This window comes from Micromonospora sp. LZ34, assembly GCF_052981855.1.
This window is the reverse complement of the sequence record NZ_JBRIQN010000014.1, coordinates 159588-166784: the sequence shown is the minus strand read 5'-3', so window position 1 is coordinate 166784 and position 7197 is coordinate 159588. Positions and strand designations below refer to the sequence as shown.

The 7197-nt window shown below is 72.1% G+C and carries 8 protein-coding genes; 3 read left to right on the top strand and 5 right to left on the bottom strand.

From position 1 onward, the window contains the following. Window positions 1-401: 401 nt before the first annotated feature. Entirely contained in the window at window positions 402-737 is a 336-nt protein-coding gene (locus ACVCAH_RS17570; RefSeq protein ID WP_447137226.1) for a hypothetical protein, read from the bottom strand. A 250-nt stretch (window positions 738-987) separates the two neighbouring features. Between ACVCAH_RS17570 and ACVCAH_RS17565 the strand changes: the two genes are divergently transcribed. After that, window positions 988-1731 (top strand): N-acetyltransferase, encoded by a 744-nt coding sequence (locus ACVCAH_RS17565; protein WP_447137225.1) that lies wholly within the window; start codon window positions 988-990, stop codon window positions 1729-1731. A gap of 33 nt (window positions 1732-1764) precedes the next feature. Here the strand turns inward: ACVCAH_RS17565 and ACVCAH_RS17560 are convergent, their stop codons facing one another. Continuing rightward, window positions 1765-3267: a pyridoxal phosphate-dependent decarboxylase family protein gene (locus ACVCAH_RS17560; protein ID WP_447137224.1), complete on the bottom strand. Its 1503-nt coding sequence runs from the start codon at window positions 3265-3267 to the stop codon at window positions 1765-1767. Window positions 3268-3334: 67 nt separating this feature from the next. Here ACVCAH_RS17560 and ACVCAH_RS17555 point away from each other — a divergent pair, with 67 nt between their 5' ends. Continuing rightward, window positions 3335-3712 (top strand): nucleotide pyrophosphohydrolase, encoded by a 378-nt coding sequence (locus tag ACVCAH_RS17555; protein ID WP_447137223.1) that lies wholly within the window; start codon window positions 3335-3337, stop codon window positions 3710-3712. A 52-nt stretch (window positions 3713-3764) separates the two neighbouring features. Here the strand turns inward: ACVCAH_RS17555 and ACVCAH_RS17550 are convergent, their stop codons facing one another. After that, window positions 3765-4097 carry a nuclear transport factor 2 family protein gene (locus ACVCAH_RS17550; protein WP_447137222.1) on the bottom strand — a complete coding sequence of 111 codons (333 nt, stop codon included), beginning with the start codon at window positions 4095-4097 and terminating at the stop codon, window positions 3765-3767. A 216-nt stretch (window positions 4098-4313) separates the two neighbouring features. On the opposite strand from ACVCAH_RS17550, the gene ACVCAH_RS17545 reads away from it, so the two are divergent. Beyond that, on the top strand, window positions 4314-5048 hold the full coding sequence (locus ACVCAH_RS17545) for a hypothetical protein (protein ID WP_447137221.1): 735 nt from the start codon (window positions 4314-4316) through the stop codon (window positions 5046-5048). Between the two features lie 45 nt (window positions 5049-5093). Here ACVCAH_RS17545 and ACVCAH_RS17540 read toward each other — a convergent pair whose 3' ends face one another. Both ACVCAH_RS17540 and ACVCAH_RS17535 read right to left on the bottom strand, forming a co-directional pair. Then, window positions 5094-5714, bottom strand: a complete 621-nt coding sequence (locus ACVCAH_RS17540; RefSeq protein WP_447137220.1) for an L-threonylcarbamoyladenylate synthase — start codon at window positions 5712-5714, stop codon at window positions 5094-5096. Between the two features lie 62 nt (window positions 5715-5776). Next, entirely contained in the window at window positions 5777-7117 is a 1341-nt protein-coding gene (locus tag ACVCAH_RS17535) for a nicotinate phosphoribosyltransferase (RefSeq protein WP_447137219.1), read from the bottom strand. Window positions 7118-7197 lie beyond the last annotated feature (80 nt).

The following is a 7197-nucleotide window of genomic DNA, read 5'->3' as shown; positions in this document are numbered from 1 at the left end:
ATGATCACCGATGAGCTGCGAGCCCTTCACGCTCGGGTCGGCTCCAACCACGTAACCCCGCTCAACTTCGAAGAGCCCCCGTAGCTGCCTGGTCTTTGCCTTCGGCGGGCTTCCGTCCGGCGGCCGCCTCACGACCCCGACCGCCCGATCCCTTGGAAGTTGATCGTTTAACTCCCCCGGCCGCTGTCATCCCGTTCGCCCCTCGACCCGCCGAACGGGGTGCAGACCCGCTTGTTGCGGCGGATCTCCTCGTCGGTCAGTCGGAGACCGGCCAGCATTCCTGGGCTGGAGGATTGGTAGCCCTTGGATGCGGACCACCCACCTGTCGGGCACCATCGTCAGCCGACGGGTTGCCTACGTAGTCGCCCGGGGATGCCGGTAGGGCGGAAGAGCTGGCGGGCTCACTGCGCCGATACCGGCGACGGCGTGCCGTTCACGCAGCTCTCGATGAACAACCCCTCGCCTTCTTTCAGCAAGTCGGCTCTTTCTTCGTCGTTCTCGACGTGGGGCGCGTCGTGGCCGTGGGGTCCATCGTAGAGATGCTCGTAGGCGGCATCGCACTCTTCCCGGTCGCCAGCGGATCCCTGGCTCTTCTTCACGGCATGCAGTTCGGCCCCGCGCTGAGCCATCGTGCGCAGGTACTCCATCTGCTCTTCATGCGTCGCACTGCTGGTACACGCGGTGAGAAGTGCCGCAAGGGACAGGGACAGGGCCACTGCCGCGTAGCGCTTCTCCATGGGCGCGAAGCGTATCAACCGCCCTTGATACCCGAAGGGAAGCACCTGTGTTCGCGGCGCGGATGCGGACTATTTGGGGACCCCGCCCTGAAGCTGCGCGTCGCCACCGAGATGCTGTCCCGCGAGCGGGCCACCGGTGGGACCAGGTCACGCCGCTGGGGCTGGCGGCGAGGCTGAGTGGAGCTGCCGCGCGCCGACCGCACCGGGTAATTGACGTGCGCGTGCCGGCCCGGCGCTCTACGGTTCGGCCGTGGCTTTGGAGATCGCGACCCTGGCGGACCGCCCGGACCTGGCACCGCTGCTCGACGAGGACTTCGAGGGGGCGTGGCCGCCGTTCATGCTCTGGGATCCGATGGGCCCGGTGTACTACGGCGTCGCCCACGACCTGTACCCGGGGTTCGTGTTCGCCGCCGTCGACCCCGCCGAGCCCGGCCGGGCCGTCGCCAAGGCGTACGCCGTGCCGCTGCGCTGGACGGAGCCGGAACTGCCCGACGGCGGCTGGGACCGGGTGATCCAGCGGGCCGCCATCAACCGCCTGGCCGGCGCCACCCCCAACATCGTCTCGGCGCTGGAGATCTGCATCCGCCCCGACCGGCGCGGCGCCGGTCTGTCCGCGCTGATGCTCGGCGCCATGCGGCAGACCGTGGCGAAACTGGGCTACGACACGCTGGTCGCGCCGGTGCGGCCCAACGGCAAGCACACCCGGCCCGACCTGCCGATGACCGAGTACGCGGCACAGGTGCGGGAGGACGGCCTGCCGGTCGACCCGTGGCTGCGGGTGCACGTGCGCGCGGGCGGGCGCATCGAACGCGTCGCGCCCCGGTCGATGATGATCAGCGGGACGCTCGCCGACTGGCGCCGCTGGACCGGCCTGCCGTTCGACACCAGCGGGCCGGTGCACGTGCCGGGCGCCCTGGTGCCCGTGCACTGCGACGTGACGCACGACCACGCCGTGTACGTCGAGCCCAACGTCTGGGTCCGCCACCAGCTCTGAAGTCTCCCCGCCCGGCAGGACGGCCGTCTTCGCCTACTCGCCGCCCGACCCCTCAGCGGCGCGGCGGACGTCGTCGAGCAGGATCTCCATGTCGCGGCGGGTGGTGCGGTAGTTGAGCACGCAGCCGCGCAGCGCGAAGCGGCCGTCGACGGTCGCGTTCGACAGGTACGAACTGCCGGCCTGTTGCAGCGACACCATGATGCGCTCGTTGAGGCGGTCGAGCTTCTGCTCGTCGGCTTCGGATCGTGACCCCGTCCGGGCCGCCGGAGGCAGGTAGCGGAAGCAGAAGATGGAGAGCCCGACCGGGGCGAGCAGCTCGAAGTCGTCGCTGGCCTCGACGAGTTCCCCGAGGTAGCGGGCACAGTCGAGGTTGCCCTCGATCGCGTCGCCGATCGCCCGGGAACCGGCGTGCGCCAGCAGCATCCAGACCTTGAGCGCGCGAAAGCGCCGGGAGAGCTCCGGGCCGTGGTCCCAGAACGCGAACGCCTCGGCGGGCTCGGTCTGCGTGACCCGGGTGTAGTCGGCGTCCAGGCGGAAGGCGGCGCGCGCCGCGGCGGGGTCGCGGTAGATGAGACAGCCGCAGTCGGCGGGCAGGTAGAGCCACTTGTGCGGGTCGAGCGCGATCGAGTCAGCCTCCGCCAGGCCGTCGAAGAGCGGGCGGGCGGAGGGGGCCAGTCGGGCGAATCCGCCGTAACACGCGTCGACGTGCAGCCACAGCCCGTACCGGCGCGCGATCGCCGCGATCTCCGGCAGCGGGTCGACCGCGCCGGTGACCACCGTGCCCGCGCTCGCGACTACGCAGAACGGTTCCGCGCCCGCGGCCCGGTCCTGCTCGATGGCGCGGACGAGGTCGTCGACATCCATCCGGAAGCGGGCGTCGACCGCGACCTCACGGACGTTCGCGCGACCGATGCCGAGCAGCGCGGCGGCCTTGTGGATCGAGTGGTGGGCCTGGGTGGAGGTGTAGACGCGCAGCGGAGCGGGATGGGCGCTCGCGCCACGGGTGGCGACCGCGTCACCGCAGTGCCGGTGTCGGGCGGCGGCGAGCGCGGTGAGGTTGGCCATCGAACCGCCGCTGGTGAAGAGGCCGCCGGCGCTCGGGTCGCAGCCGAGCGCCTCCTTGATCCAGTCGATGGTGACGTGCTCCACCTCGGTGGGAGCGGGTGCCGACCGCCACGCGGGCAGGTTCGCGTTCAGCGTCGAGGCGAGCAGGTCCGCCACCGACGCGACCGCCGTGCCCGGCGCCGAGACGTACCCGAAGAAGCGCGGATGCCCGTTGTGCCGGCTGCCGGGCACGATCACGTCGCGGAAGACCGCGAGCAGGTCGGCGAAGTCGCGGCCCTCGACGGGCAGCGGCTCGGCGAGCAGTTCCTTCAGCGCGGCGGCGGTGGTGCGCGGCGCGATGGGCAGGTCGTGCAGCGAGTCGTGGTAGGCGGCGACCCACTCGACGGCCTGGCCGGCCATGTCGCGGATCGTCTCGGCCGAGGGGTCCAGCGCGGAGTCGACGCCGCGCCGACCGGGTGGGGTCGAAGTCATGGCGGGGAGAGTAGTTCGACCGGCCGACAGCCCGCCTCCGGTGGCCGGGCACGTATCCTCGGCGACCATGACGGCCGAACCCGCGGAACCCGGGCCTGGACGCTCCGGCCACCCGCTTCTGCGCCACCGTGTCCGGGCCTTCGCCGAGGAGCGCGACTGGCAGCCGTTCCACACGCCGAAGAACCTGGCCATGGCGCTCGCCGGTGAGGCCGGTGAACTGCTCGCCGAGTTCCAGTGGCTCACTCCCGAGCAGTCCGCCGAGGTGATGTCCGATCCGGCTGCCGGCGCCCGGGTCCGGGCCGAGGTCGGCGACGTGATGATCTACCTGACCCGCCTCGCCGACGTGCTCGACATCGACCTGGTCGAGGCCGCCCTGGCCAAGCTCGACGAGGCGGCCCGCCGCTACCCGGTCGAGCAGGCGAAGGGCTCCGCCGCCAAGCGGTGAGCGCGGTGTCGTGCGCTGAGCGGCGGCGCCGCCCAGGCAACCGCCGAGGGTGCTACTGCCGGATGTCCAGGGCGCCGATCAGACCGTCGCGCAGCGTGAAGCGGTGGCGCAGCCGGACCGGGCTGCCCGGGAAGGTACCCGAGACGAGGGCGGTCACCACCACGTTGCCGCCGGCCTCCTCCGCCACGGCCTCCGGCTCGGCCGTGTGGTCGTACTCGGTCTTGGTCCGCTCGTACCAGGCCCGGATCGCCGCCGGGCCCTCGTGGGTCCGGTTCTCGTCGGCGACGATGGCGTTGTCGGTGAAGCACGCGACGAGCGCGCCGGCGTCGCGTCCGTTGCTGGCCCGGTAGTAACGGGAGATCACGTCAGGGACGGTGACTGTCACGGGTGCGCTCCTCCATGTCCCAGTCGTGGCCGTTGGCGCGTGCGCCCGCACTCGCGGTCCCGCCGCTCGTCCGCAGCCTATCGGCGGCCCGACCGGGGCAGGAGGCCTTTGGGTTGATTGGCCCGTTGCCCGCTGACCTGCCGCAGCCGCATTGACACGCAACGTCGTGCGGCTTCAACTGGTGGTGCCGACCCCGACCACACCCGGGAGGGACCCATGGACTCCTCGCCCGTCAAGCCGCCGCAGGACGCCCAGACGGTACGCCGGCTGCGCCTCGGCATCGGGGTGGTCGGGATGGCGCTGCCGTTCGTGCTGACCGTCGGCCACGCGCTGGTCACCGGCACGCTGACCCTGCTGCACTCGATCAGTGCCTTCTACTACACCGAGATGCGGGACGTCTTCGTCGGCAGCATGTGTGCGATCGGTGTCTTCCTCATTTCCTACCGCCAGCGCAGGGTCGACGACCTGCTCGGCACGATCGCCGGTGTGCTGGCGATCGCGGTCGCGCTGTTCCCGGCAGCGACGCACGATCCGGGCGGCACGATCACGTCCGCCGACGTCACGGTCGGGCGGGTGCACCAGATCTCGGCCGCCGCGCTGTTCGTGATCCTCGCGGTCTTCTGCATCGTCCTGTTTCCCCGGGCCGATCCCCGCATCCGTGAGTCGCGAACCCGGGTCCGCAACGGCCTCTACCACGCCTGTGGCGGCATCATCCTCGCCGCCATCGCCCTCGCGGTGGCGAGCAACGCGCTTCCGGAGTCCACCCGGGACACGCTCAAGCCGTTGTTCTGGTGCGAGGCGGTCGCGGTGCTCGCCTTCGGTGTGGCGTGGTTCGCCAAGGGCGAAGCGATGTTCCGGCATTCGCAGGAGTCCGGCCGGCCGGAGCGCGACGGCCCGGTCCGGGCCCCGGACCCGGGTTCGTCGTCGAGCCCGACGCCCATCGGGCCGTAGCGACGCTCGACATCCCAGGCGCCGGCCGCGGTGACGCGCTCGCCGTCACTCGAAGCGGGACGGGTCGCCGGCGCCCCGGCGCAGGATCTCCGGCTCGGATTGCGACAGGTCGACCACGGTCGTCGGCTCCTTCCCGCAGTCGCCGGCGTCGATCACGGCGTCGAGGAGATGGTCGAGCCGTTCCTTGATCTCCCAGCCCTGGGTCATCGGCTCGTCCTCGCCGGGCAGGACCAGGGTGCTCGACAGCAACGGCTCACCGAGCTCGGCCAGCAGCGCCTGGGCCACCGTATGGTCGGGCACCCGCACGCCGACGGTGCGCTTCTTCGGGTGCAGCAGCCGCCGCGGCACCTCCCGGGTGGCCGGCAGGATGAAGGTGTAGCTGCCCGGGGTGGACGCCTTCACCAGCCGGAAGACCGCGTTGCTGACCTTGACGAACTGGCCGAGCTGGGCGAAGTCCCGGCACACCAGGGTGAAGTGGTGCCGCTCGTCCAGGTGCCGGATCGCCCGAATCCGGTCCAGCCCGTCACGGTTGCCGAGCTGGCACCCCAACGCGTAGCAGGAGTCCGTGGGGTAGGCGACCAGCCCGCCGTCCCGGATCAGGTCGACGACCTGCCGCAGGGCCCGGGGCTGCGGGTTGTCCGGGTGCACGTCGTAGTACCTCGCCATCCACCGAGCCTAGGCGCTCCCCGGTCAGGTCGGCACCAGCGGGGCCGTGGTCGGGCCGACCGTCAGTACCGGCCACCGCGGCCGAACTGCCCGGCCACCCGGTCGTGCAGCGCGGTGAGCGCGGGGCTGACCGAGGCGGTGAGCGGCGTCGGGTCCGCCAGCCGCCGCGCCGCCTCCGGCAGCCAGGCGAGGTCCGCGTCGAACCGGCCGCGGGCCGCGCGTACCTCGCCGGCCGGGTCGGCCGGGTAGAGGCGGCGGCCGTCGCGCATCACCGGGACGAGCAGCGGCTCACGGTTGCCCGGCGGCGGCTCGTCGCGCAGCCCGACGACGTCGCCGGTGTCGCCGGTGGGATCGCGGAAGACCTGCTTGGGGCTGGGCAGGGTGGCCTTGCCCGGGGAGAGCTTGAGCACCGGCCGGTCGCCGACGGCGACCAGCTTGTACGCGCTGTCCAGCGACGGCGCGTCGTAGGAGACGCCCATCCGGGTGCCGACACCGTACGCGTCGATCGGCGCGCCGGTGGCGACCAGCGCGGCGATGAGGTCCTCATCGAGGCTGCCGCTGGCCACGATCTGCGCCCGGGTGAGCCCGGCGCCGTCGAGGATCGCGCGGGTCTGCCCGGCCAGCGCGGCCAGGTCGCCGGAGTCCAGCCGGACGCCGAGCGGTCCGGTCAGGCCGAGTTCGGCGATGACGTCGACGGCGGCCCGCACTCCGGCCGGGGTGTCGTAGGTGTCGACAAGGAAGATCGGGTTCGTGGGGAAGTCTGTGGCGAACGCCCGGAACGCGGCCCGCTCGTCGGGGAACGCCTCGACGTACGAGTGGGCCATCGTGCCGGAGGGCTTGAGTCCGTAGCGCTTGGCGGCCTCGACGTGGCTGGTCGCGGCGAAGCCGGCGATGGCCGACGCGCGGGCCACCCCCGCGCCGGCGTCGATTCCGTGCGTACGCCGGAACGCGAAGTCGATCAACTGGGCGCCGCCGGCGGCGAGCCGGCAGCGGGCGGCCTTGGTGGCGATCGTGGTCTGGAAGGTGATCAGGTTCAGCAGGCCGGTCTCCACCAGCTGCGCCTCGGCGAGCGGCGCGGTGACCTCCAGCAGCGGTTCGTCGGCGAAGACCACCCGCCCCTCGGGTACCGCCCAGACGTCGCCGGTGAACCGGATCCCGGCCAGCGCGGCCAGGGTCTGCTGGTCGAATCCGCCGACGTCGCGCAGGTAGCCGAGGTCGTCGTCGTCGAACGCGAAGCCCTCCAGGAAGGCCAGCGCCTCGGCCAGGCCGGCGGCCACCAGGAAGCCGCGCCGCGGGGGCAGGCGGCGGGCGAACAGGCTGAACGTGGCGGGTTCGACCATGCCGCGGCGCAGGTAGCTGGCCGCCATCCGCAGCTCGTACAGGTCGGTCCGCAATCCGGTCATGCCGCCTCCTCGACCACGCCACCACTGTGGTCGAGGAGGTGGCGGCATGTACGGCGAACGGGAGAACGGGCGGGCCGGGT